The 21,719-nt window shown below is 57.4% G+C and carries 22 protein-coding genes; 17 read left to right on the top strand and 5 right to left on the bottom strand.

All coding sequences use genetic code 11. The features are described 5' to 3' along the window. Positions 1–18 precede the first annotated feature (18 nt). The gene (locus tag DK391_RS07195) at positions 19–414 is read left to right on the top strand and encodes an ester cyclase (RefSeq protein WP_109477342.1); all 396 of its coding nucleotides are present in this window, start codon (positions 19–21) and stop codon (positions 412–414) included. Positions 415–442: 28 nt separating this feature from the next. After that, positions 443–1,381 carry a hypothetical protein gene (locus tag DK391_RS07190; protein ID WP_109477302.1) on the top strand — a complete coding sequence of 313 codons (939 nt, stop codon included), beginning with the start codon at positions 443–445 and terminating at the stop codon, positions 1,379–1,381. 21 nt (positions 1,382–1,402) lie between these two features. Here the strand turns inward: DK391_RS07190 and DK391_RS07185 are convergent, their stop codons facing one another. Beyond that, entirely contained in the window at positions 1,403–1,828 is a 426-nt protein-coding gene (locus DK391_RS07185) for a TOBE domain-containing protein (protein WP_109477301.1), read from the bottom strand. 252 nt (positions 1,829–2,080) lie between these two features. Here DK391_RS07185 and DK391_RS07180 point away from each other — a divergent pair, with 252 nt between their 5' ends. The 3 genes from DK391_RS07180 (at position 2,081) to DK391_RS07170 (ending at position 5,060) form a co-directional block, all read left to right on the top strand. Continuing rightward, the gene (locus tag DK391_RS07180) at positions 2,081–2,740 is read left to right on the top strand and encodes a M24 family metallopeptidase (RefSeq protein ID WP_109477300.1); all 660 of its coding nucleotides are present in this window, start codon (positions 2,081–2,083) and stop codon (positions 2,738–2,740) included. A gap of 6 nt (positions 2,741–2,746) precedes the next feature. Further along, on the top strand, positions 2,747–3,664 hold the full coding sequence (locus tag DK391_RS07175; RefSeq protein ID WP_109477299.1) for a LysR family transcriptional regulator: 918 nt from the start codon (positions 2,747–2,749) through the stop codon (positions 3,662–3,664). A gap of 193 nt (positions 3,665–3,857) precedes the next feature. Further along, positions 3,858–5,060: an NAD-dependent formate dehydrogenase gene (locus tag DK391_RS07170; protein WP_109477298.1), complete on the top strand. Its 1,203-nt coding sequence runs from the start codon at positions 3,858–3,860 to the stop codon at positions 5,058–5,060. Between the two features lie 71 nt (positions 5,061–5,131). On the opposite strand, the gene DK391_RS07165 is transcribed toward DK391_RS07170, so the two are convergent. The 3 genes from DK391_RS07165 to DK391_RS07155 all read right to left on the bottom strand — a co-directional run bounded on the left by DK391_RS07165 (position 5,132) and on the right by DK391_RS07155 (position 8,512). Next, complete coding sequence (locus tag DK391_RS07165; protein WP_109477297.1) at positions 5,132–5,938, bottom strand: family 1 encapsulin nanocompartment shell protein; 807 nt, start codon at positions 5,936–5,938, stop codon at positions 5,132–5,134. Continuing rightward, positions 5,931–7,028 carry a Dyp-type peroxidase gene (locus DK391_RS07160; RefSeq protein ID WP_109477296.1) on the bottom strand — a complete coding sequence of 366 codons (1,098 nt, stop codon included), beginning with the start codon at positions 7,026–7,028 and terminating at the stop codon, positions 5,931–5,933. The genes DK391_RS07165 and DK391_RS07160 overlap by 8 nt, the downstream gene beginning before the upstream one ends. 548 nt (positions 7,029–7,576) lie before the next feature. Continuing rightward, the gene (locus DK391_RS07155; protein WP_162600726.1) at positions 7,577–8,512 is read right to left on the bottom strand and encodes a hypothetical protein; all 936 of its coding nucleotides are present in this window, start codon (positions 8,510–8,512) and stop codon (positions 7,577–7,579) included. A 113-nt stretch (positions 8,513–8,625) separates the two neighbouring features. Here DK391_RS07155 and DK391_RS07150 point away from each other — a divergent pair, with 113 nt between their 5' ends. The 8 genes from DK391_RS07150 to DK391_RS07115 all read left to right on the top strand — a co-directional run bounded on the left by DK391_RS07150 (position 8,626) and on the right by DK391_RS07115 (position 17,478). Next, positions 8,626–8,940, top strand: a complete 315-nt coding sequence (locus DK391_RS07150; RefSeq protein WP_109477294.1) for a hypothetical protein — start codon at positions 8,626–8,628, stop codon at positions 8,938–8,940. Positions 8,941–9,346: 406 nt separating this feature from the next. Continuing rightward, on the top strand, positions 9,347–10,009 hold the full coding sequence (locus tag DK391_RS07145) for a hypothetical protein (RefSeq protein ID WP_109477293.1): 663 nt from the start codon (positions 9,347–9,349) through the stop codon (positions 10,007–10,009). Then, complete coding sequence (locus DK391_RS07140; RefSeq protein ID WP_109477292.1) at positions 10,002–10,316, top strand: hypothetical protein; 315 nt, start codon at positions 10,002–10,004, stop codon at positions 10,314–10,316. Before DK391_RS07145 ends, DK391_RS07140 begins: the two co-directional genes overlap by 8 nt. Before the next feature lie 18 nt (positions 10,317–10,334). Next, positions 10,335–12,080, top strand: coding sequence for a hypothetical protein (locus tag DK391_RS07135; RefSeq protein ID WP_109477291.1), 1,746 nt, complete (start codon positions 10,335–10,337; stop codon positions 12,078–12,080). 11 nt (positions 12,081–12,091) lie between these two features. Next, entirely contained in the window at positions 12,092–13,081 is a 990-nt protein-coding gene (locus DK391_RS07130; protein ID WP_109477290.1) for an ATP-binding protein, read from the top strand. After that, complete coding sequence (locus DK391_RS44190) at positions 13,065–14,390, top strand: hypothetical protein (protein ID WP_162600725.1); 1,326 nt, start codon at positions 13,065–13,067, stop codon at positions 14,388–14,390. The genes DK391_RS07130 and DK391_RS44190 overlap by 17 nt, the downstream gene beginning before the upstream one ends. Before the next feature lie 406 nt (positions 14,391–14,796). Further along, a complete protein-coding gene (locus tag DK391_RS07120; protein WP_162600724.1) occupies positions 14,797–16,452 on the top strand; it encodes a phage integrase family protein in 1,656 nt (551 codons plus the stop codon). Positions 16,453–17,151: 699 nt separating this feature from the next. Continuing rightward, complete coding sequence (locus DK391_RS07115; RefSeq protein ID WP_162600723.1) at positions 17,152–17,478, top strand: hypothetical protein; 327 nt, start codon at positions 17,152–17,154, stop codon at positions 17,476–17,478. Between the two features lie 599 nt (positions 17,479–18,077). Here the strand turns inward: DK391_RS07115 and DK391_RS07110 are convergent. Further along, positions 18,078–18,377, bottom strand: coding sequence for a helix-turn-helix transcriptional regulator (locus DK391_RS07110; protein ID WP_109477286.1), 300 nt, complete (start codon positions 18,375–18,377; stop codon positions 18,078–18,080). A gap of 215 nt (positions 18,378–18,592) precedes the next feature. On the opposite strand from DK391_RS07110, the gene DK391_RS07105 reads away from it, so the two are divergent. From DK391_RS07105 to DK391_RS45230, 4 genes are all read left to right on the top strand, one after another. Next, positions 18,593–19,090, top strand: a complete 498-nt coding sequence (locus tag DK391_RS07105) for a hypothetical protein (protein ID WP_109477285.1) — start codon at positions 18,593–18,595, stop codon at positions 19,088–19,090. Between the two features lie 749 nt (positions 19,091–19,839). Continuing rightward, positions 19,840–20,331 carry a hypothetical protein gene (locus DK391_RS07100; protein WP_239482737.1) on the top strand — a complete coding sequence of 164 codons (492 nt, stop codon included), beginning with the start codon at positions 19,840–19,842 and terminating at the stop codon, positions 20,329–20,331. Positions 20,332–20,536: 205 nt separating this feature from the next. Beyond that, positions 20,537–21,013 (top strand): HAD domain-containing protein, encoded by a 477-nt coding sequence (locus tag DK391_RS07095; RefSeq protein ID WP_162600722.1) that lies wholly within the window; start codon positions 20,537–20,539, stop codon positions 21,011–21,013. 447 nt (positions 21,014–21,460) lie between these two features. After that, positions 21,461–21,709, top strand: coding sequence for an HAD domain-containing protein (locus DK391_RS45230; RefSeq protein ID WP_239482736.1), 249 nt, complete (start codon positions 21,461–21,463; stop codon positions 21,707–21,709). Positions 21,710–21,719: the final 10 nt, after the last annotated feature.

The following is a 21,719-nucleotide window of genomic DNA, read 5'->3' as shown; positions in this document are numbered from 1 at the left end:
ATCGGAGGCGAGGGCGGCATGAGCGGGATTGGGCTGGCAGAGGTTTATCGCGGTTATATCGACTGCCTGAACCGGCAGGACTGGGCGATGCTGGGACAGTTCGTCGGTGACGATGTGATCTACAACGGCGAGCGGATCGGCGTGTCAGGCTATCGGGCAATGCTGGAACGCGACTTTCGCGAGATTCCCGATCTTCGCTTCGAGATTGCATTGATCGTCGCGGAGCCGTCGATGATCGCGAGCCGCTTGCAGTTCGACTGCTCGCCTAAGGGCACGTTTCTCGGGCTTGCCGTCAACGGAAAGAAGGTCGCATTTTCGGAGAACGTGTTCTACGCGTTTCGTGATGGAAAGATTGCTCAGGTGTGGTCGGTGATCGACAAGGCAGCAATCGAGGCTCAACTCGCGCAGCGCTGACGTTGACGCTCAATTTCAAGGAGATCTCATGTTGCGGCTACCGGTAGCCCTGTCGACACGTTGTGCGCGCGGGCTTCTGCAGATTCTGATTGCGGGCGCGCTGGCGCAGACGTACGGCTGTGCATCGGGCGGTGCGGCAGCGGATATGACGCCCGTCGCACTGAACGGCGTGCGGCCCAACGGCATCGCCGTCAATGCCGGCGACGGCGCCGTCTATCTGACCGACGATGCAAAGAGCAGCATATTGCGATCCGCCGATGGCCGCGCGTTCGCGCCGTACACGTCGATTCCTCAGGCGCCGGGGCAGGGCATCAGCCTGAGCCAGTTGAGCTTCGACCGTGAAGGCAATCTGCTGGCCGTGCGCTTCGGATTCGGCAGCGCGAGCGCGGTGTTCGCCGTCAAGGGCGCAGATAGCGCGACGCTGCTTTCCGGGCCGAATCCCGCGCGACGCAGGCTCGGCATTGCGGCTGTCGGTGCCAATCAGGCGCTATCGACGTGGTTCGTCAAGGAGAGCAGTGCGCCCGCCGCTGGCGGCGTGAGCCTGCTGACCTACGATACGGCCACGGGCCACGCGACCGAACGCGATCTGATCACGGGTCTCGGCAAGCCGGTTGGCGTCGCCGTATCGGGCGACATGGTGTATGTGTCGGATCAGGCGCGCAACGTGATCGTGCGCGTGCCGCTGGCTAGCCTGTTGCAGGCTGCGCAACCTGTGAGCGTTACCGATACGTTCGCGAAGATCGACAATCCGGATCTGATGGCGGCAGATGCGCAGGGCGCGTTGTACACACACTGCAAGAGCGCATCGGTGTGCAAGATCGCAACCGATGGCACGGTCAGCGAGATCGCCAGTGACTTTCACGACGCACGGGGTGTTGCCGTGGATGCGACGCGTCACCGGCTGTATGTAGTCGATCGCGCAGCGGCGGGTGGAACCAGCTACGTGCGGATTCTGCCGCTGCGCTGAATGAAGTTCGTAGCGCGAGGCTTACGCGTCGACGCCGATGATCACGCTCGACGCCTTGAAGATCGCCGAAGCGGCCGAGCCGTTTGCAAGGCCGAGGCGCTCGACGCTTTCATTGGTGATGATGGCCGCGATCTGCGCACCGCTTGCGGACGCAACGATCACTTCGCTGTTCACAGCGCCCTTCGTGACGGCCGTGACCGTGCCTGCGACGCGGTTTCGCGCCGACACCTTGTCGGTCGAATCGACCATCAGGATCACCGACGATGCCTTCACCAGTGCAAACGCCGGCTTGCCGGCTGCGAGTCCGAGCGAGGTCGCGCTGCCGTGCGTGATGACGGCGACGATGTCGAGTCCGTCCTGCGTGCGCAGCGTGACTTCGTCGTTGACGGCGCCATGCTTGACTTCGGTGATCTGCCCCGTGAAATGATTGCGTGCGCTTGTTCGCATGATGTGGTTCTCCGTGATTGGGCTTCGCGTGTTTGCGATAGCAGCCCGCTGTGTTAACTCAACCCGCAGTTTAGCGTTTACACCTATAGCCTGACTTCCCGTGTTTACGCGGTATGTAAGCCGCTATATCGCGGCATGCCAGAATCGACGTAACGCATTCGCAACGGGGCTATCAACAAACACGATATATTTACGGCTATATATCGAATGCAGATTTGACATTGGCATGTCACCACATCGAGGAGCAGTACGTTGAATTCGACACGCAAGGAAGCCGTCGGGGAGCTTTATTCGCTGGACGCCATGCAGCACGCCAGAACGATGACATGGCAAGCCGTCGACGCCATCGCCGCTGGAGTGCAACCCGGCATGCTGGAATCGCAGGCGAATGCGCTCGCGCTGCGGATCCTGAAAGATCTCGGCATGGACCGGATCTGGCATCCCGTGCTGGTGCGCTTCGGCGAGAACACGTTGCGAACCTTCAAGCAGCGCTCGAATGGCGATCCCGTGCTGGCGGCCAACGACATCTTCTTCATCGATCTCGGCGCGGTGTGGGACAAGCACGAAGGCGATGCGGGCGCGACCTTCGTATGCGGCGACGATGCCGACATGCGCGCGTGCGCGCAAGCGGCACGCACGATCTATGACGAAGTCGAGCATCACTGGCGCACGACAGGTTGCGCGGGCATCGATCTGTACGAGTACGCCGCGCAACGCGCCGATGCGCACGGCTTTCGGCTCAATGTCGATATCAAGGGTCATCGCGTGAGCGACTTTCCGCACGCCATCTACAAGGCGGGCGATCTCGGCGATTTCGATGCGGCGCCCGCAGCGGGACTGTGGATTCTCGAAATCCAGATCGCGCATCCGACGCGCCCTTTCGGCGCATTCCACGAAGACCTGCTCGTCTGACCGCGCATGTTCATCCGGCAGCTCGATTATCTCGTCACGCTGGCGCGTGAAAAGCACTTCGCGCGCGCCGCCGATGCATGCCATGTGTCGCAACCGGCCTTGTCGTCGGCGATACGCGCGCTCGAATCGGAACTGGGGCTGACCATCGTCAACCGCGGGCGGCGCTTCGTCGGCTTCACGGAAGACGGCGAGCGCGTGCTCGGCTGGGCGCGGCAAACGCTGGCGACGCTGCAGAACATGCGTCAGGATGCATCTGCCGCGCAAGATCGTCTCGTCGGCAAGCTGCGCGTCGGTGCCATTCCGACCGTGATTCCCGTGGCGTCGCGTGTACTTGCGCCATGCTTGCTGGAGCATCCGGATATCCGCTACGACGTGCACTCGCTCAGTTCGGAAGCGATACACCGGCAACTCGACGAACTCGAACTCGATATCGGCCTCACGTATCTGGACTCCGGCGTGCAGGCGGGCTTTGCCGTGTTGCCGCTGTACCGCGAACGCTCGATTCTGCTTTCGCCGCCGGGCGATCATGCCAGTCTCGTCGAAGGTGCGTGCAGCTGGCGTGAACTGGCCGGCTTGCCGCTCGGCCTGCTGCCGCTCGCGATGCAGAACCGGCAGGTGATCAATGCCGCCTTCCGTCGCGAACAGGTGCAGCCCGAAGTGCGGATCGAATGCGACTCGCTGCTCGCGCTTTACGGACATGTGCTGCACGCCGGTATGTCCAGTATCTTTCCGCACAGCCTGCTGAGCGTGCTGCCCGCTGGCGACGGCGTGCGCCGCGCCTTGCTGATGCCCGAACTCACGCGCGAGATCGGGCTGGTCGCGCGCAACCGCGAGGCCATGCAGCCACTCGTCGCTGCTTTCTGGCGCTGTGCCGAAGGCCTGCGTTTGCAGGACGATTTCGACGCCTTGCTTCCCGTTTGCTGAAACGCTTTCGCGCTCACTCTACATAAAGTCACGCACGGCCTGATAAGCGACGCTTATCACTTCATACGTCCAAACGATTGGACGCACCTGCACGCGCCATAGACACTGCTTCATATCGTATGTGATGTTTCACGTCGATATGTCGATAGAGCGCCGGCACAACAATGCGCTCGACCAGACTGGAGCGAGACGAATGGCCAAGGTTCTTTGTGTGCTGTATGACGACCCCGTCAAGGGAATGCCGAAACAGTACGCCCGCGACGATGTACCTGAAATCACGCACTATCATGATGGTCAGACGGCGCCCACGCCGAAGGCCATCGACTTCACGCCGGGCGAACTGCTGGGCAGCGTGTCCGGCGAACTGGGCCTGCGCAAGTATCTGGAATCACAAGGGCATACGCTGGTTGTCACATCCGACAAGGACGGTCCGAACTCGACCTTCGAACGCGAACTGGCCGATGCCGAAGTGGTGATCTCGCAACCGTTCTGGCCGGCGTATCTGACGGCCGAACGTATCGCGAAGGCGCCGAAGCTCAAGCTCGCGTTGACGGCAGGCATTGGCTCGGATCACGTCGATCTGCAGGCAGCAATCGAGCGCAAGATCACCGTGGCGGAAGTGACGTATTGCAACAGCATCAGCGTGGCCGAGCACGTCGTGATGATGATTCTCGGGCTGGTGCGCAATTACCTGCCGTCGCATGAATGGGTGAAGAAGGGCGGCTGGAATATCGCCGATTGCGTCGAGCGTGCGTACGATCTCGAAGCGATGAATGTCGGCACGGTGGCCGCGGGCCGCATCGGTGCAGCTGTGTTGCGCCGCCTCAAGCCGTTCGATGTGAAGCTGCACTACACGGACCGTCACCGTCTGCCGCTCGATGTCGAAAAGGAACTCGGCGCGACGTGGCATCCGACTGTCGAATCGATGGTGAAGGCCTGCGATGTGGTGACGATCAACTGTCCGCTGCATCCGGAAACAGAACACCTGTTCAACGAGCAGCTGATCGCAAAGATGAAGCGCGGCGCGTACATCGTCAACACGGCGCGTGGCAAGATCGTCGATCGCGATGCCATCGTGCGTGCGCTCGAATCGGGGCAACTGGCAGGTTATGCAGGCGACGTGTGGTTCCCGCAGCCCGCACCGCGCGATCATCCGTGGCGCACCATGCCGCACAACGGCATGACGCCGCATATCTCGGGTACGACGCTGTCTGCACAGGCACGCTATGCAGCGGGTACGCGCGAAATTCTCGAATGCTGGTTCGAGAAGCGGGCGATTCGCGACGAGTATCTGATCGTCGATGGCGGCAAGCTGGCGGGTGTCGGCGCGCACTCGTATAGCGCGGGCAATGCGACGTCGGGTTCGGAAGAAGCTGCGCGCTTCAAGGCAGCGTAACGGCAATAAGGTCAAAGGCCATCACTGTGATGGCCTTTGACGCTTTCGGTTTCTTCGAGGCGAGAATCGTTTTATCCCGCAGCCGGCACCACCGACACGGAAGCCTCGCTCGTCAGCATCAGGAACGTCAGCGTCTCACGCAGATAGAGGCGCACGGCCGAATCCGTGTGGCTCTGATAACCGATCGATACGTCCTGCCCGAGATGCAGTTCATAGTCGCCGCCGCGCATCGACAGCACGCTGCCGCCTTCGATCGCCGGTGCCCAGATGATGTCGGTATTGACGATGCGCTTGATGTGCCCGAGCACGGGATAGCCCTGATCGCTCGCTTCGGTGAGCGCGGTGTACGCGTCGGCGCCGAGCAGCACGGAATAGGGGCCATCGACGCCTGCGAGCCGCAACTGCGCCAGTGCGCCTGCAATTGCGTCCGGATAGTCGGCCACGTTCGCAGGCAACGTCAGCGACGTATTCGACGAACCCTCGCGTATGCCGACGATGCCCGCCGCCTGGTAGCCGTCGAATATCGCGCGATCTTCGGCGTAGGCCAGTTCTTTCGCTGCGTCCTTGGCGGGCTGCCAGTCCGAGTCGTTGGCGCCGCGCTCCACGGCATCGATGGCATCGCGCGACAGTTCGAACGGCACGGTCAGTTGCACGAGCGCCTTGACCTCGGACAGCTTCGCCACCACGCCCTGATGCGGCGCGGCGATGGTCGACTGATGACCCGTGCCGACACCCGACAGATCGACACCGCCCGGACCCTTCACGTCGACCACACGCCGACCGGCGACCGAGCGCTTGAACGTGCGCGCCACTTCTTCTTCGATTTGCTCCCAGGCGGCGCTGGAGATCGGGGCAAGCTCGCGATGCAGGTTATTCATATTGCGTGGTTCCTTTCAATGAGCCGATATTCAGCGAGCCGTCATGGCGTGGCTCGACGGATGGGGAATCGGATGGAGCGGCAAGCGTGGCCGGTGCTGCGTCGGCATCGACGTCGGCGTCCGCGCTCGCGTCGGTTGGCGGCGTGCGATCCGCGAGTTCTTCTAGCAGAGGCTCGGAAGGCACGAAAAACAGGCCGCCCGTCGCGGCACGGCTGTAGTCGAGCAGCCGGTCGTAATTGCCGGGAGGTCGGCCAACGAACATGTTTTCGAGCATCTTCTCGATGGGATCGGGCGAGCGCGCATAGCCGATGAAGTAGGTGCCAAACTCGCCCGAGCCGGGGCGGCCGAACGGCATGTTGTCGCGCAGAATCTTCACTTCCTGCCCGTTCTCGACCAGCGTCGTCAGCGAGCTATGCGACCGGCTCGGCTTGACGGCTTCATCGAGTTCGATGTCGGAGAGCTTCGTGCGTCCGATGATGCGTTCCTGCGTTTCGACGGACAGCGCATTCCAGCCCGACATATCGTGCAGATACTTCTGCACGAGCACGTAACTGCCGGACGTGAAATCGGGATCTTCGTCGCCGATCATGGTGAAATCGGTGGCTTCGCGGCCAGCCGGATTCTCCGTGCCATCGACGAAACCCACCATGCTGCGCAGATCGAAATAGCGGAAGCCGTGCACTTCGTCGACGACCTGAACGGACTCGCCGAGTCGTGTCATCAGTTGCGTCGCCAGTTCGAAGCACAGGTCCATCTGGTCGGCACGGATATGCAGCAGCAGGTCTCCGGGCGTCGCAATCGCGCGGCGCTCGCTCGGACCGAACTCGCGAAACGGATGAAGCAGTGCAGGACGGGGCGCGCCGAACAGCGTGTCCCACGCATCGGAACTGAAACCCGTCACGCACGACAGGTTGCCCGACGGCACACGCTTGCCGACTGAGCGCACGAGGGCGGCGACATCTGCGCACCACGCGCGCACGGTGGCGGCGTGTTCTTCGCCGTGAGCGAGGGTTGCGACGATAAAGATCGCGCTGCGGGTAATGGGGGAATAGACGGCTTGTGGTTCTGGAATGTCGTTGGCGTTGGGCATGGGACCATGTCCTGTTGAGACCATTGCGGATTGCATCGAGGCAGAAAAGGTGCCGGATAGGAGAGTACCGCGAACATGGGATGTTTGTCGTATGAGAGGTCGACTGATGATCAGGTTAGCGCGGCTGATCGTAGCGAACGTGACGACGTAAGTTGATGGTGCCGAACGTTGCGTCAACGCGCTTTCGTTCGGTTGGTTTTGTTGTGTGAATGCACGGCAGGCTGCGTGCAATATGTGCGGCGCGGGGATGATGTCGAGCGTGTATGCCCTCGGCAATTTTGGAACGTTCAACAATCATATAAGTAGTTGATTATTAAAGTAATTTAAATCTTTCCGTGCCACAAATGCCTGCTATATAAGTATTGCAATGTTGTTCGGCGGATGCCCGTTTTAAGCAATAGTGGTTGAGCGCTGTCATTGACGGACATTCTTGGTTGAACGGTGTCGACGAGACGTAAGTTTTAGTTTTAGGACCATTGCGCGGATCAATGGTGGCACCGGGGGGCGCACCAATTTCCTTTGGGATGGTCGCGTCTGCGTCACGTCTATTAGAGGTAGTATTGGATTTTCTCCGTTGAATCCGGAAGCGAAATTGCGGGAAACCGGTCGCTGGTCGCGGTGGGATACCAGCGTTCGAGATGCAAGATTTCCAGCCCCACTGACTTTGCTATACGCAGATGAATTCCATACGGACCTAGCGACGTAGACAACGATGTGGCTAGCTCACGACGGGTACCGTGCGAAGTCATGCTAACCTCCAACGTCCGGAACCATCGGTTCGCGTGTGCGAGCGTTTCAATCCACAACGCCGCGACGACGCATTCCTCAAACGGAAGTATTGCGAACTGGTTAAACAAGGCCTCGTAGGTGACAATGTACTGAGCCAAATTCCATGTCGCTTCGGCAACGTTGAGGCAATGGATTCCCATATGTAGCATATTCCATTCATCGTGATACCCAGCAGGGAAGAGTTCACTGACGTATCGAGCTACGTCGGAGATGTCCGGTCGCGGAGGGGCGGGCGGTTCATATCCACAGTCCTCGGCGAGATCCTCCGCGCGCCTCGCAAGCTCCCAATTTCCTAGCGTCGGCTCCAGGTATTCCCACAATGACCACGACAGCATGTGCCTAGTGGCATCCTCGAGCCCCCGCACAGCCCTGAGACTGGCCAGAAATCGCTTTTCTCTACGTTCGAGCGCTTTGGCAACGCGAAATTCGCCTTTCTCCAACCGCTCGAAGAACCTGAATCGATTCAGCGAATCAGCAGAGTCGCCTGCGGCAGCCTTATCAAGAATGCCGTGATGTGCAATGCCGACACGCTCTGCAGCCATGGCAAACAGCATTCTCGATTGCATGTGTTCGATGTTCTTCGAAGCTGTGCGGCCACCATCCGATGCGCTGGGAATCAGCGGTAACCGAACGACGGTAAACGGTGGGTCATCGTAGGGTAGATCACGAATTATTCGGCGAAATGCGATTTGCATATGCTGGTGGTGAAGTTTCGGTAGCCAAAACTTTACCAGCGGGTCGAAACAGGCTGCGATATCTTCGTGACGAAGAGGGAATTTGCGTGACCTTGTAACACTTGGGATACGTTATGAAACTATCGGACGCGCGCAATGATGCTGTGGAAAACTATTTGATAGAACGATATGGCTTGCTGCTGAGCGGGTGTTCGCTCTGGAAGGCCATTGGTTTTCTGTCGTCGTCGGCGTTTCGAAAGGCGGCGTCTCGAGGAGCGTTGCCAGTTAAAACCTTTCGGATAGAAGGCAGGAAGGGGCTATTCGCTTATACGTCAGACGTCGCGACGTGGATCAGCGGCGTTGGCGGCTCGACTGGGCAGATTGAAGAAATGAAGGATGTCGCAGCGGAGGCTATTCCGAAACACAAGATTACCGACACTCAACCGTAACATTTTTCTTCGGCATAACACCCTATTAGGGGGTGTCGTGCGATTGAGCGGAGAGCAGCTCAAAAGAGCAAAGGAGTAACTATCGAAAAAACTTGTGAACAGCAAAATGCATCCGTTTGCGCCAACAAACGGATGCATCGGAACTGCAAGTAAGTCAGTTACCCCGACTCCCTTCCAGTCTCCCTCTGTTCGCGCCGGCTGTCAAGCCTGCGTGCTTCCGCACGCCCATTCTCCATTGAAGTAACTCTTGCTAGCCCTTCCTGGATAGCCGGCGTTACCGTCCCCGAAGAGAAAACCATGAGACTGCAAGCGTCGGCGAGGAACTGCGTCCTCGCCACATACGATTGTTACACGACGATTTTGATCCGCACGCCCGCAAATGCGCTTCGCCAAAAGTGGAGGCGCTATGTGGACCGGACGTGATCACAAGTTCGGCGGCCTGAAGTACCGGTATGTAAAGCGCCCTCGAGGGGATTCGCGCGCGTTTGATCCGCTCCGGAAAGAGCCTGTCAGCTTCTCTACCGAATTGAAGTACGAAAACTGGTTGCTGCACTGGGCTGAGCCAGCGGTAAGTGGGCTCATCACCAGCCCCGAACGCCTTCGCTGCCTTGACCGTGGACGAGCGGTATCGATCACGCCGGACCTCCTGGTTATCCGTGCGCATGTTGAGATCCAGTGTGTAGTCCGTTCGATGCATGGAAACGCAATCGAAACAGAAAAATCACTCGAGCGTGTCGCGCAAGCTCACGGATGTTCGTGGGCGTTGCGCACACGGGAGCAGATCAGGGCGAATCCATTGTTACTCGACAACCTTGAACGGTTTAGGCAGTCAGCAATGATTTACGTGGATGAGTCCCTCGATGAGTTGCGCGAGAAGGTTAGAGCCGCGCTACCCAATAATTCAACGATGTCGATTGGCGATTTGCGCGAAGCCGTCAAATGTGAGAGTGGAGACTCCAGGCTGGATGCAGTGCTTATCCGTATGTATTGGAACAAACACGTTCATATCAATTTTAAGGAGTTCCGTTATGACGATGCGACCGTCTCGACAAGCGCATTCTGTGCTTGATGACATCCCGGAGTGTTATCGCGATATCAAGAACTGGCCCAATGTTGATGAATCTCTTATCGAAGAAGAAACAAAGAAAGCGAGATATAAGCGGTTAAGTACAGCCATGGATGCATATCTGCAGGGCACCACGCTTTCGGATGTAGCGGCGATAGCAAAACTGTCCAGTAACCGCTTCTTGAAATTGTTAAAGCGATGCCTGGCACCTGCACCAGACGGCCGGATCTGGGGGTGTCGCGCTCTTATTCAAGGCATGCGCGTGAAGCAACTGCAGCGAACAAAAATCTTCAAGAAACAGGAAAATTAGTAGGCTGGATATCAAGGAATGTTTGGCCGTCTTATGGCGATGCATCCTGAGATCGGAGAGGCGTTGCGCGATTTTGTGAAAAAGAAAAATGGACGGTTGCGTTTGAACAAGGTGACCTTTCGGGCGATACACAAAGAGTTTGTCGCAGCGTGTATGGCAGCGGGAGTAAAGCTAGAAGAGTATCCGCTCAACACCGTTCGACAGGCGAGGGAACCCTTGCGCAATTGGCTCGTGAGCAATTTATTCGTAGAGCAGGGGGAGGCATGGACGAAATCGGTTCATGGAGAAGACGCGGCACAGGCATTCGGATATCAGGATGGAGACGGTCAGGCGATGCGGGCGTACGGACCTTACCTCGTGTGGATCATCGACGAAACACCGATCGATTGTGAGGCGATTTATGAATTGCCAAATGCGCGTGGGGACTGGGAAGAAATCGAGCTTCGGAGAGCCTCTGCCATCAGGGTTCGAGATGCAGGAACTGGCGCTAATCTGGCGAGTTGCATTGTCCTTGGTCCGCAGCCGACGGCAGAAGACATAAGCCTAGCTATACAACGGGCAATCTTGGGCTCAGAAACTGCAAGCTCGACCCGAAAAGCGTATGTCGAAGGTGCTGGATATCCGGTAGACGTGATTCCTGAACTCAAATACGCAGTCCCCCAATTGGTCATGCTCGACAACGCTTTGAGCCACCTCGCGGATCACGTCCAGTTCGTATGTCTTTTTCTCTTTGGCGGACGGACAAGACTAGGCGTTGCATATACCCCCCAAGAACGTGCACCTGTAGAAACAGCCTTCGCTTTGGCTGCTCGGAGACTGATACATCAGATCCCAGGTACCACGGGTAGCGGTCCTCACGACCCAGTGCGTCGCACGGCCGCGGTCGCTCCAAAAGACCGGATAAGGGTGGACAAGCTCGCCGAGGCGATCGACGCATACTGCGCGAACGAGAATGCCCTTCCTGCGGCCGCTTCGCACTATATCTCGCCGCTCGAGAGATTGCGCCGGCAGTTGGCCAGCGGGGCGTTGAAACCTGTCTATCTTCCTTCGACGAAACGACATCCGCATTATTTCTGCAAACCCGCGCGCGCTATCGTCCGCTCAAACGCCAAATCTGGGAGGCGGCCGCACGTGAACTATTTGGGCGCTCGCTATTCCAGTCCATTACTTCAATCCAGCTTCGCAAGAGTCGGCTCTCCGGTCTGGATCAGAACCGACTTCGATGATTTGAGAATTGTATTGCTCTTTGACGAGCAGGGTAATGAGATTGGTCCATTGCAAGCGCAAGGACAATGGGGAAAGTTTCCACATGACATCCGAATCCGAAAGCTGTACCTCAGGCTCAAGAAGAAAAATGAGTTCGGACCGAGAGCTGACGATGACCCGCTTGCATGTCTGTTCAATTTTCTCCGTCTAAAAGCTAGCAAAGACAGAACCGCGGCACTTCAGCTTACTCATATTGTTGAATATCTTCGCCGTCAAGCGGATGCAGCAGGTGTCCAGCTCCCCGAGGAGTATGGGTCATGGGAGGACGCATGCAATGCGGTAGATACGGTTAGTCTGTTACCACAGATCGATCCGTCCAAGCCTAGCCCGATTCCCCTGCTGCCCGCACCCGGGTCGGCATCTTCGGGCAGCTCGGCGATTGAAAAATCGGAGGAGCAACAGGTTTCCGATCGAGACAGCACCAAGATAGAAGACATCATGACGGTTCAGCCGATCACATATTCTAGAAAGCTCATTCGTCGTGTCATATATAAGTAGGAATACAAATTATGGAAAATAGTAACGTCGCCAATGTTAGACCTGATCAAGACCCATTGCCAGATGGAATTTTTTGGACACCGGAGATCGAGAGACTCGGAAGACAGGTAGCGCATTGGGTAAGAATTGATGTTCCTGGAGCAACTGCATACGGGAAGATGCGAGTTGGTAAAAGTTCTGCGCTGACCTACCTCAGTGAAACGCTTCCGTCACTGATAGGTTATCCGGTCGAGGTGGTCGTTTGGGAAATACCGCAAAACGCAGGCGAAAGTCCACGCGAATTTCTGCAAAGCCGCATGAATGATAGCGGCTACCCCGCCATCTCTCATAGAGACATCGAAGTATTAAAAAATCGGTTTTTTCAGCACCTTGAGCAACGCTGCCAAGAAAAGGGGGCTCGCCGTCTGGTTGTGATTGTTGATGAGGCTCAGCACGCGAAGAAACATCATCTTGGGTGTTTAGTCGAATACTTCAATAAGCTTACCAAAAAAGGTATCAAACCGTTTTTTCTGCTTATGGGACAGCCAGAACTCGGTGGCGCCATCAAATGGGAGGGAGTCGGACGCGATATGCAAATTATTGGAAGGTTTCGTGTGAGTCAATATCATTTTCGAGGGATTGCGCTTGGTGACCTCGAAGAGGTGCTGTATGAGTTCGACCGCCCTGGACCTGACGGCCCTCCGGCAAGCTTGACGGCTTACCTTCCTCAGGCGTATGCGAACGGATGGCGCATCGCGGATCTGGCACCCTCCTTGCGAGAAGCGCTCGAGCTGGTAATGAAGCAACATAACGTGCAAGAGGATATACGCGTCCCGATGCAGTACCTCCGTTCAACAGTCGGAGCGTACCTCCACCACGCCGCAGACACCGGGGAGAATCCGGGATTTCCTTCGTCGGCCGCGCTCATTAAATGCCTGAAGGAAAGCGGATTCCTGTCTGTTTTATCGTACTACACCGAGCCGAAAGACGACGAAGGGGGTACCGATGAACACAAACAATGAGTCGATCCATCTGCCCGCTATACGCTTTCGCAAACCAGCATCGCAGGAGTCTTGGTATTCACTATGGTGCTCGCTATGTCTGATTGAGCCGTTAAGCACAAAAGAGATTCGTCAATTACTTTTTAGTCTCAGTACCAGGAATATGCTTGACCCAACTTCTTTCCGTACTGAAAGGCCTGAGTTGAAAGTCCTGAATACCGCTTTTGGCGTAACCAGTGAGACAGTTGCAGTGCTTGGCGGAGCAGATATGGATAACGAACCGAGAAGTACTGGACATATGCACGTTGGTCTGCGTCACTGTCCGGTGTGCTTGTCGAATGGTTACCACTCGCCAGTATTTCAACACCTGTCCATCCACACGTGTCCATTGCACGAAGTTCCCTTGCGCACAGCATGTCAGAACTGTAACGCTGAACTCAATCCAACATGGCTTGTTGCTGGGACGAACCCGTTTGGCTGTCCACGGTGTGATGCAATGTTTGTCAGAAGTGTCGAAAGACCTCAGCAAACGAGTGAAATATTGTTGGTCGACATGCTTCTGGCGACGAGACGGGAGGTGATCGTTCACGATCGCCAGACAGCGTCACGAGTTCGCCCATGCACGCTTCCAACTGTGCGCTCATCTAAGGATGATCAGAGCACGACGACACGATATGTGCAGCGCCAGGCAATATGGATGAACATGCCGAGGGAAGGCTGGTTACAGTTTAAAGGAACGACCCTCCAACTTCGTGAAAATGAAAATGTCAAAATAACTGGTCTTGAGGGCGTGGGTTCGGTTGAAATTGCGATTCGGAAGACTTTGACGCGAATTCGGGACTTATTTGAGGACGACGAGGCAGAGTTACATGAATTACAGGCCATCCTAGGAAGGTTCGAAGGGGGGCGCCGTCTTATCGACACCGCTGGAGTCGTGACTTGCGCGATTCTTAAGACAGAGTACCTGTTGGGAGTTGCGGCGAGAGTAGCAGTGCAGCCGGTATTGAGTCCGCTAGATCTCGTGAAGACCCGTGACCCACGCTGCCAAGCGGAACAGTCCGGTGCGCCATTAGTCAAGTTTGTCGAAGCCAACGCTCTATTGGTTGAGTATGAGGTTCTTGGTCTTTTCTGTCTGCACGTTTGGCGTATCGCGAGGCTGAAACGACTGACCGATATCGCCTGGAACGAATTTTCTCATGCAGCTCATTTCCGTCCTGAGTGGTGCCTGGATGAACATCACACAGTGCCTCTTCTATATATACGTCCACGTGCGACCTGGAAAACAGTGCAGTTTCTGATCAAGCGATATTCGAAGCGGCTCTTGAGATAGATGGCGTCTGCCCGAATCTCGTCTGATACGCACAGATCGCAATCTTCACAGTGTGTGCGAAAAGATCAATTTTCCATGGGTTGAAAATGGCGTGTTCAATAGGGGACGAATGATGATCAAAAAATTGCACGATTCCAAGAGGCTCTCCGTATGCTCTAGCCTATCAAACCGACCCATCCTCATAAAGCGCATTGCGAAAGAGGATCTAGAATTCTTCACGGCTTGTATGAGAGGAACTCCGTTAAGCTGGGCGGCTGAGGTCTCTCTCTGCTTGCCGAGGTGGCGGGCCGCCGATGCATATCAAAGGACGTTGGACGTGCTTGAGGAGCATGCCCGATCCAAGGGGTGGTTCAGTGCTCCCCGGCTTCTTCGCATCGTCCTGTCCAGAGATCGGCATGAGGCTCGGTTGAAGAAAGTTGGCGCAAGGTCTGTAACTGGGGGGACGGTCAATGGCGGTGAACACGAAATCACGCTAGATGAACGCGTTGACGGACTGTCGCGCGTAGCCCGTGAAATCAGAATCATCCGACGTCAAGAGGCGTTACTCGCGAGCCTGTCGACGGAGATCGTGGAGACCCCCCGACTCGATGACCCAATCTGTGAATGGCTTGACGGTGTAGTCGCAGCACAGCTTGAAAAAGCCGGCATCGTCACGATTGGCGCATTGTTCGGCTTCCTGGACGGGGCACCCATCTTATGGCACAAAAGGATCGCCCGGTTGGGGCGGCCATGCGCAAGGTATGTAACGCGATGGGTTGGCGAATATGCACCTACCCTCGCGGAGACGCAGATAGTGCTGCCGCCACTAGATCGATCGAACTCGCCGCAAAGCCCAAAGCAGAGAGAAACCGATGTTGTCCCGCTTGAGACGTTCCTGGTGCCAGAAGCGCTCGACGGAAGCAATGGGGAAAACAGAGGGTGGCGCCAAGCTTGCCATTTGCCCGCGGCTAACGACATGGAGGCCATAACGCAGTGGCTCGGTCTTTTTGAAGGAAGGCCTGCATATAAGCGCTATCGCATCGAAGTTGAACGTGTGCTTCTTTGGGCCGTTCTAGTGAAAAAGAAGGAATTTTCAAGCTTGACGCATGCTGACTGTGACGAATATCTAAACAGCTTTCTTTCAGACGTGCAGCCTGTTGGGCAATGGATCGGGCCGCGAGCACCGCGGCACAGTCGGGACTGGAGGCCATTCACTGGCCAACCGACCGACAATGCACGTATTAACGCGCGTACGGTATTGTTTACGTTGGCTCAATATTTGAGCCAACACTACTATCTGAGAGTTAATCCTTTTTACACTGTTTCGTTGCGAGAGGCGGGCGTCCCGGCACCAGATGAGATTAGCTTTCGGCGCGGAACGGTTGATCTGAGCGTGAAGAACGTCCGTCCTCGGCCCCGCATACTCTCTGAAGGGCAATGGAATGCTGTACTTGCAGTCGCCGATCGCATGTCGACCAGCGTTCCGGCAAATGCAAGATTGCAGTTCGCATTGCGGTTTTCTTTGTTGACTGGACTTTCACGCGCGGAATTAGCCAAAGCTACAACGTCTGATCTATACCTTTCACGTACGGACCGAAGTGCGATGTGGCTACTGGTACAGGGAGACAGCCGAAAACCGGTACGCTGTGTTCAGCTTGACGAAGCGGCCCAGGGTGCACTCAAAGATTACTTTGAATTACGCGGGCATGGGCGGCTCGTGCATCAGTGGTCTTCTGGTTTGCCTTTGGTGCCTGTGATCGCGGGTGGTCGCTTTATCGCGCTCGACCGCGCGTTGGGGGCAGAGGGCATATCTACAATGTTCAAGAAGTTTCTGGTCGACGCCGCCCGGCAGATTCAGCAAGAGAACCCAGAACTCGCGACAATGCTCGAATCTGTTAGCAGCACATGGATGCGCGAGTCGTTTGCGGTCAATTCCGTCAAGGCTGGTATGCCGGTTCATGAAGTCGCATATCGAATTGGCGATCGAGCGAATCAGCATCCATTTCGAAACGAAAATGAGCTTGGGCGGCGTGATCTGGAACGCGCGGTGTTTTTGAACGCTGGGATACCGCCGGCAGAGTGATGGACGGGCCGGGGCTCGACTATGTGCGACAAACATTGATAGGCGGACTCCAATATGGGGTGAAGCAAGCCGGTCGGCGGGTCGCTGACCGGCACCGTATCCCGTAGTCGAGCGCTTTTGGGTGGAAAAAATATGGCCTGTAGACGTACTGCGTGTGGCACTGTCGTCCACCGGTCCCCACGAAAATGATCGACAGCCCCCCAGTTTTTTGACAACAGCGGGACAGGGAAGAGACGATGATGGGCGTTTGCCGGCGACCGGGAGGCGCTAGCGAGGAGGTTCGCGAGTGCGGTTCTGGTGGCGTGGCCAAGGTGATCCAATGACCCCTGGAAGGCAAGCAGGTTGCCAAAAGTGAGGCCAGACGGGGGCAAGCCAGTGCGCCTCGCAGCAACTGACCAGGTGGCGCAGTTTAAAGCGCCACGCGCGCGAAAATTGCGTTACAGGAAAGGCGTGGTCGTGCAGGAGAGGTACCAGCGACTGCGAGTCGTCAACGTCGGGGAAATTGTCGGTCGACGCGTTCATGAAGTGGCCGGCACGGGTGGGCCGCGACCGCAGCGCGAGAGGGCACCCATGGCCGGTGGCTATCAGCGCAACCGCATCTACCGGATCCTTTACGATCTGACCGGCGTTTGTGTTACCGGGCGGCCTGTCTGGGTCGCCGCTGACACTCGGTGGATCACCAACTGTTGCTCCAGGTAAATGATGGAACCGGCATCGGTGGGCATGCGGCATGGACGCAAGTACCACGCCGGCGGCGGTGCCGAGAATGCCGCCGCTCAGCGCGGCCACTCGCGGATCGCATATTCGATCGAGCTGCGGCGCAAAGACGGCGTGACGTGTGCGCTTCGCGCTGGTAAGCGATGGCGCAACCTGTTTGATATTGGCCAGCGCCCAGCGCCGGTACATCGCTTCACCCCGAGGCTTGCCGAGAAAGGCCAGCGCGGCGTCGATACCGGATGGAAGTCGCTGCACCAGCAGGGCGCCTATGTCGATCCAGTCTGCGGGCTTCTGGGCGAAGGGGGTTAGGGCGAACCGAAAGAGCAGGAATGTGGGCGCGTTGGCCGTTGCGGCGGGGCCAGGGCGCACGCTCCGCTTCGGAGTGGTGCCGGCGGCGGTACGGCTCGGCAGGCTGCGCGTAGAGTGCTGTATGTCCGAGGTGACATCAGGACGATGGTCACCGGTGCCGCCGCTTCGCGACCGTCACCTGCAGGGGGGATTCGTCGCTGGTGGCCACCTCGCGTCCGGCAGGCGCTCACGCAGTCTATCGAGCGCCGCGATGCGAGTCCGTGTGTTGGCCTGTTGCGTGGTGATGTGCACGCGCACGGTGACGGGCGCGTGACGCTGGTGTTTGGCCTCCTGCCAGAGCCGTTTCAACTGGCCGTCACAGCAGGCGCAAACGTCGATGAGTTCAGCGGCGTAAGTTGCGGCACCTCTTCGAGCGTGGTGTGAGTCGACAGAATCCGCAGGCCTGCTGAGGCCCTGCTGAGCGCCGCGAAGGGTTCGATGGCGCATGGAGCCGGGCACGTAGGTCAGTCAGCTCCGCATCACAGGGGGCGGGATAGCGAATCAGCGCGGCGTTATGGCGTTCGCCCTTAACACAAAACGTCTCAGCCCGGCACGTGCGCTTACTTAGAGCGCTTTGGGTCCGTTCGGGCCCGAAGACGCGTCGGCTTAAGGTCGGACTTTTTTTTCGTGTGGGCGCTCGCAAGGCGCTGCTCGACTTCTGCAATGAGGTCGCTGGCAGCGCAATCGAGCGCCTTGGCCAGCGTAAGCAGCATTGTGAGTGTCGGTTGCGCCTGTCCCAATTCCAGCTTGCTCACGTGCACGCGTTGAATCTCAGCCTCAAACGCCAATTGCTCCTGGGTGAGGTTCGCCTCAAGGCGGCGTGCACGCAATACAGCCCCAAAAGCTTCTGCTGCTTCCAAATTTGCTCCCGCGAAATGGGAGCAATGTCCGTTTAACGTTATAATTTGTCTTCATACTAGACTATGAATTAACCAAATCATTGTCGTATTCCCTTCGAGCGCTATGAGGGGGCGGCGGCGCGTCATAGGCGAAATGCTAGTAAAGCTTCGCAAGCCAATGGGCATTGGCCTGCGTGCCAACAGGCAGTAAAAGGTGTGTATAGGAACTTGGATCTATGTTTTTGACTTCTGATCAGAACCGTCTGCCCATGGGGGCCTCGCTAGGCGGACCCGGCGCAGCGATGTGGGCCATCGTCGAGATGTGGAGCGGCGCGGATGTTTTGATCGTGCAGTTTGCTGCCACGAAGCGAGCACTAACGCGAGTCGCCATGGTGGACCTGTCTTCGGGGGCTGTGACTCTCGAAAAGCTGACGTCGGACGGGCATGTAGTGCGCGGCGCGGCCGTGCTAAGCGCCAAGCCGCAACACGAGTGCGGTCAATGGGTATTAGAGCCGCTCAGCGAGATACACCTCGGAGCGACGCGAGCGTACGACGACAAGCATCCACTCGTCTCGTTTGTCCGTTACACGACCATCGAGGGACGGGAGTTTTCAATGCCCATCGCTATCGCCCAGAAGCACTCTCGCGGCAAGCTCGTGTACGGAACCAAGCCCGTGCGCTCCGCGAAAACTGCTCGTCCACTCAAGTCCGGAAACGTCGCGGGCTCGACCTAAGGTTTTCGATTCCGGACTGCGTTGGACCTGAGCCTCGCAATTCCGGGCCAGAGCACTGCAGGCGTGAGGCCAATGCAACCTTTTGGCGCGTGTCCGGTGACATCAAGGTCATGATGGAACGTGCGCGGGTAGAGGACTGACGGAGTCGGGATGAACGGAGCGAAGCGGGAAAAAGCGCGAGTTGTCAACGATTTGCCAGCAGAAACGTCAGAACAGCTACGGGCACGGCTGCGTGCGTTTGCCTTGCTCACACGCGAGCAAGCCATGCGCCAATCGACGATCCCCTTTCCGGAGGACGTGACGGTATTGGCCGGACCCTTACGGAAAGTGCGGAGACGCGGATGACCCGAAAGGCTGGAACGCGAGAGAAATCGGGCGTAAGCGCGCGTCGCGTGGTCGACGATTCGCCGCGGGCGGTCCAGGAACGTCTTGACAGGTTTGTCGAGCGTACGCGTGGATGGGGGATGCAGGCCGCACACGCAGCTCTGCCCGACGGCATTGTCGTACTTGCCGGGCCTACGCGGAAAACACGCGGTCGATGACCGTCGGATGAAAGTTTTCCTATTCCTCTTTGGCGGCCATCGTATCGCGGGCGTAGTGTTTTGTAGGAGCCGCGACACGAACCGATCAACGTATGAAAAGCAAAATCGATGTGGAGCATCTTGCAGCAACGGCGTCGGACTGACTGAAGATGCACGTTCGAATCGCGGGATCGAGATTCGAAATGCGAACCACGGAGGAGTGGAGTCGTGACGGCAATCCAGCAAAAAAGCAATCCGCAGTTGGACGCTGCAGGTGAGTCCTCAGCTCCAAGTCTTGAGGCGAATGTGTTTGATGGATTATTCGACTTCCGCGAAAGGCTGCTCGCGAACAACTGGCCGGACGCGTCACAATTGCTTGGCCTGTTGAAAAGCAGTGATAGTGCCGACGCACAATATGTTTTTTCCTTGATGCGTAGCAACGGTGTGTTGCTGGGCGTGTGGTCTACGCCGCGCGAGCGCTTTCTCTACCCGGACTTCCAGTTCAACAATGACGGACAGATGATCTCTGAAGTATCCCTGCTGCTGCGGATACTACCCGCTGAGGGCGACGATGCAGGATGGAGAAGGGCGTTCTGGCTGTATTCGCCGCACGCGTTGCTTGACGGGTGTTCACCGTCATTGATCTTCGCCGCTGATCCGCGGAAGATTCTGGAGGTCGCAAAGGCGGAATTCAATGCGTCGTCGGATGAAGGATGGTGACGGGTATCGGCTGCGCGTCCCGGATCTGCGTGGCATAAACAGACACAGTCGTGTTAGTGACGAACGGACATTCAACTCGGCGTCTCTTGCATCATGCCGTGATCCGATGCGAGTTTGGGTCGTGAGCGATTTCAGGAACGTCGTAGGGGTTCACATGCGCGCGGACGCCCGCCACGACGTCTTTCATGGGAAGGTAAAAAGGACCATGCGTGCAATTGATAGCGCAGTCGTCTTTCTCGACTTTGATGGTGTGCTGCATCCCGTTGGTGTCCCTGCCGTAGATGAGGACTTTCGCCTTATCGAAAATGCTGACCTGTTTGTGTGGCGCCCGATTCTCGGACGTTTGCTCGCACCGTATCCAATGATCGGGATCATCGTCAGCTCGGACTGGCGTCGGCTCTTTGACGACGCGACGCTGGTCCGGTTACTGGGCCCGCTGGCTACGCGGTTTGTCGGTGTGGTGGAATGCTATGGGTCGTCCCGATCTGAGGAGATACTCACCGAAGTGAGGCGAAGGGGACTCAAGGAATGGGTGGCGCTGGATGATCACCCCAGTGTTATCGCCGCACAGGCCACGGACTCACGTTTCGTCGCATGTGAGCCCACAACGGGCCTGAGCTCGATTGACGTGCAACGGACTTTCAGTGCACGGCTCGCCGGCCTGTCGATTGACGAGGTTTGATTTTTTACGCGTGCACAACTGGTTGCCTAAGGCAGTGGCGCCGCATCAGGCTCGGGCGCGGTCCCATCGAGCTTCATTGCCGTGCCAGCGAGCCGTTGTTAGGGAGATCCATCTCCAGGCACGAGCGCGCGGATCCAATTGACGCTATCTGAACACTTGATCTTGAGATTTCTACCTAAAAGGCGACGCGCACGATGCTGACAGGACTGCCGGGTCCCGCTTATGCCGTTCCACCACCGCGACGGATGGGCGGTCGTGTTCTTTATCTGGATCTGGACGGGTGCCTGCATCCCGACGCTGTATATGAGATACCTGGCTCGGGAGGGGGACCGATTATTTTCGGCTATCCAGATCACAGGCTTTTCGAGCACGCTCGGCTGCTTGAGGACGCGCTCGCCCCGTACCCGCGTGTCGCATGGACTGAGTCCGGCGTTGCGGGAAAGAGTTGTGGGCGCCACCTTTCATAGTCGCATGGACCTGAGCGCGTTCAATGACGCACCGCGAAGTATTCAGGTGTGGTCCGATGTGCTTCGCCATAAGCCGGAGGCATGGCTTGCGCTGGACGATGACGTCGAGAACTGGCCGAGTTGGTGTGAAGACCGTCTGATGCGCACAGACCCGATCCTCGGGATCAGTGCGCCGCGAGCGCTGGTCCAGCTAAAAGAGAAACTGTATGAGATGGACGGATGGGAGTGATTCGATGGAC

It is taken from the genome of Paraburkholderia sp. C35 (assembly GCF_003121405.1).
Taxonomy (GTDB): Bacteria; Pseudomonadota; Gammaproteobacteria; order Burkholderiales; family Burkholderiaceae; genus Paraburkholderia.
Note: the sequence above shows the minus strand (reverse complement) of the source record. Positions and strands in the feature narration are given on the sequence as shown.

What these genes read in the sequence shown, in the direction of transcription:
- DK391_RS07195 (WP_109477342.1), top strand. Translation starts at nt 19, where the DNA reads ATGAGCGGGATTGGGCTGGCAGAGGTTTATCGCGGTTATATCGACTGC.
- DK391_RS07190 (WP_109477302.1), top strand. Translation starts at nt 443, where the DNA reads ATGTTGCGGCTACCGGTAGCCCTGTCGACACGTTGTGCGCGCGGGCTT.
- DK391_RS07185 (WP_109477301.1), bottom strand. Translation starts at nt 1,828, where the DNA reads ATGCGAACAAGCGCACGCAATCATTTCACGGGGCAGATCACCGAAGTC.
- DK391_RS07175 (WP_109477299.1), top strand. Translation starts at nt 2,747, where the DNA reads ATGTTCATCCGGCAGCTCGATTATCTCGTCACGCTGGCGCGTGAAAAG.
- DK391_RS07170 (WP_109477298.1), top strand. Translation starts at nt 3,858, where the DNA reads ATGGCCAAGGTTCTTTGTGTGCTGTATGACGACCCCGTCAAGGGAATG.
- DK391_RS07165 (WP_109477297.1), bottom strand. Translation starts at nt 5,938, where the DNA reads ATGAATAACCTGCATCGCGAGCTTGCCCCGATCTCCAGCGCCGCCTGG.
- DK391_RS07160 (WP_109477296.1), bottom strand. Translation starts at nt 7,028, where the DNA reads ATGCCCAACGCCAACGACATTCCAGAACCACAAGCCGTCTATTCCCCC.
- DK391_RS07155 (WP_162600726.1), bottom strand. Translation starts at nt 8,512, where the DNA reads ATGCAAATCGCATTTCGCCGAATAATTCGTGATCTACCCTACGATGAC.
- DK391_RS07150 (WP_109477294.1), top strand. Translation starts at nt 8,626, where the DNA reads ATGAAACTATCGGACGCGCGCAATGATGCTGTGGAAAACTATTTGATA.
- DK391_RS07145 (WP_109477293.1), top strand. Translation starts at nt 9,347, where the DNA reads ATGTGGACCGGACGTGATCACAAGTTCGGCGGCCTGAAGTACCGGTAT.
- DK391_RS07135 (WP_109477291.1), top strand. Translation starts at nt 10,335, where the DNA reads ATGTTTGGCCGTCTTATGGCGATGCATCCTGAGATCGGAGAGGCGTTG.
- DK391_RS07130 (WP_109477290.1), top strand. Translation starts at nt 12,092, where the DNA reads ATGGAAAATAGTAACGTCGCCAATGTTAGACCTGATCAAGACCCATTG.
- DK391_RS44190 (WP_162600725.1), top strand. Translation starts at nt 13,065, where the DNA reads ATGAACACAAACAATGAGTCGATCCATCTGCCCGCTATACGCTTTCGC.
- DK391_RS07115 (WP_162600723.1), top strand. Translation starts at nt 17,152, where the DNA reads ATGATGGAACCGGCATCGGTGGGCATGCGGCATGGACGCAAGTACCAC.
- DK391_RS07105 (WP_109477285.1), top strand. Translation starts at nt 18,593, where the DNA reads ATGTTTTTGACTTCTGATCAGAACCGTCTGCCCATGGGGGCCTCGCTA.
- DK391_RS07095 (WP_162600722.1), top strand. Translation starts at nt 20,537, where the DNA reads ATGCGTGCAATTGATAGCGCAGTCGTCTTTCTCGACTTTGATGGTGTG.